Source organism: Citrobacter sp. wls718 (assembly GCF_005280945.1).
Lineage (GTDB): Bacteria > Pseudomonadota > Gammaproteobacteria > Enterobacterales > Enterobacteriaceae > Citrobacter > Citrobacter gillenii.
The window spans coordinates 93,913-95,914 of the sequence record NZ_SZWV01000103.1 but is presented as its reverse complement, the minus strand read 5'-3'; the positions used below and the strand labels follow the sequence as shown (position 1 = coordinate 95,914).

Annotated in this window: 3 protein-coding genes; all 3 read left to right on the top strand. The window is 51.0% G+C overall.

Annotated elements, in window-relative coordinates; genetic code table 11:
- Nucleotides 1-182: YqjK family protein (locus FDW95_RS20470; protein WP_249359265.1), on the top strand; the 182-nt coding region annotated here is incomplete at its 5' end.
- 218 nt (nt 183-400) lie between these two features.
- Nucleotides 401-793, top strand: a complete 393-nt coding sequence (locus tag FDW95_RS20465) for a DoxX family protein (RefSeq protein ID WP_135324236.1) — start codon at nt 401-403, stop codon at nt 791-793.
- Nucleotides 794-864: 71 nt separating this feature from the next.
- Nucleotides 865-1,851 carry a glutathionyl-hydroquinone reductase YqjG gene (yqjG, locus tag FDW95_RS20460; RefSeq protein ID WP_115257428.1) on the top strand — a complete coding sequence of 329 codons (987 nt, stop codon included), beginning with the start codon at nt 865-867 and terminating at the stop codon, nt 1,849-1,851.
- Nucleotides 1,852-2,002 lie beyond the last annotated feature (151 nt).

Below are 2,002 nucleotides of genomic sequence, written 5' to 3'. Positions count from 1 at the left end.
ATCGTGGCTGGAACACGCTGTTGAACCTGCGCTCGTGGATACTGGTTGGCAGCAGCATCATAGCCGTTCGTACTATTCGCCACCCAAATATGCTCGTCCGTTGGGCCAAACGCGGCTTTAGCGTCTGGAGCGCCTGGCGACTGGTCAAAGCGACCATCAGACAGCAGCAACTGCGCGGTTAATCTCTTCTGTTCTCCCCACGTAGGCCTGATAGCAAGGCCTACTTCATTCTATCTCCCCCCTTCACTCAAAATTTTTGAAAAATACTGACAGTTTTCCTTGCTAACAATTGTCATTCGTCACGTTTATGATTCTCTCCATCGACAGCAACAACGCCCTATACAGCGTTAATGCAACAAAAAACAAAATCAGCCGCCTGAGTGGTTTCCTGGAGAGTACGATGAAAAAATTAGAAGATGTTGGTGTACTGGTAGCACGCATTCTGATGCCAATCCTGTTTATTTCTGCAGGCTGGGGAAAAATCAGCGGATATGCGGGTACCCAACAATATATGGAAGCCATGGGCGTTCCGGGGTTCATGTTACCGCTGGTTATTCTGCTTGAGTTCGGCGGCGGCCTGGCCATTCTGTTCGGCTTCCTGACCCGTACTACCGCGCTGTTTACCGCAGGCTTCACGGTGCTGACCGCGTTCATCTTCCACAGCAACTTTGCGGAAGGGATGAACTCGCTGATGTTCATGAAAAACTTAACCATCGCAGGCGGTTTCCTGCTGCTGGCTATCACCGGTCCAGGCGCATTCAGCATTGACCGCGTACTGAATAAAAAGTGGTAAGCAAGCTATACTAAACGCATCAAAAAGCGAGGAGACATCTCCTCGCTTTTGCTATCTGAGGAGGCAAAACCATGGGACAACTTATTGACGGCGTCTGGCATGACACCTGGTATGACACAAAATCTACCGGGGGAAAATTTCAACGTTCTGCATCGGCTTTCCGTAACTGGCTCACCGCGGATGGCGAACCTGGCCCGACCGGCACAGGCGGTTTTGCCGCCGAAAAAGACCGTTACCACCTGTACGTTTCCCTCGCCTGTCCGTGGGCGCATCGCACGCTGATTCTACGCACGCTCAAAGGTCTGGAGCCATTTATCTCCGTTTCCGTTGTGCATCCGCTGATGCTAGAGAACGGCTGGACGTTTGATGATAATTTCCCGGCCGCCACGGGAGATACGCTCTACCAGCACGAGTTTCTCTATCAGCTCTATTTGCACGCCGACCCGCAGTACAGCGGCCGCGTCACCGTACCGGTGCTGTGGGATAAAAAGAATCACACCATCGTCAGTAATGAATCGGCGGAGATCATCCGCATGTTTAACACGGCGTTTGATGCACTGGGCGCCAAAGCCGGTGATTACTACCCGCCTGCCCTGCAAAGTAAAATTGACGAGCTGAACAGCTGGATTTATGACAACGTCAATAATGGCGTCTATAAAGCCGGTTTTGCCACCAGTCAGGAGGCATATGATGAGGCGGTTGATAAAGTGTTTCACTCACTGACGCGACTGGAGCAGATTCTGGGTCAGCATCGCTATCTGACCGGTGACCAGTTGACCGAGGCAGATATTCGCCTGTGGACCACGCTGGTACGCTTTGATCCGGTGTATGTTACCCACTTCAAGTGCGATAAGCACCGCATCAGCGACTACCTGAATCTGTACGGTTTCCTGCGCGATATTTACCAGATGCCGGGCATTGCGGAGACCGTCAATTTTGACCATATCCGTCATCACTACTTCCGTAGCCACAAAACCATCAATCCGACCGGTATTATTTCAATCGGGCCATGGCAGGATCTCAACGAGCCACATGGACGAGACAGCCGTTTCGCATGATTTACACGGGTCTCATCTGGGCAATGCCGTTCAGTTAACGCTTCAGTTTCAGAAAGTATAAACCTGTATTGACGGAAGTAATGAACATGCTACCTCAGAGAAAGGGTTCCGTTCACCTCATGTTAATCATTTCTCTGAAGCACTGATTACG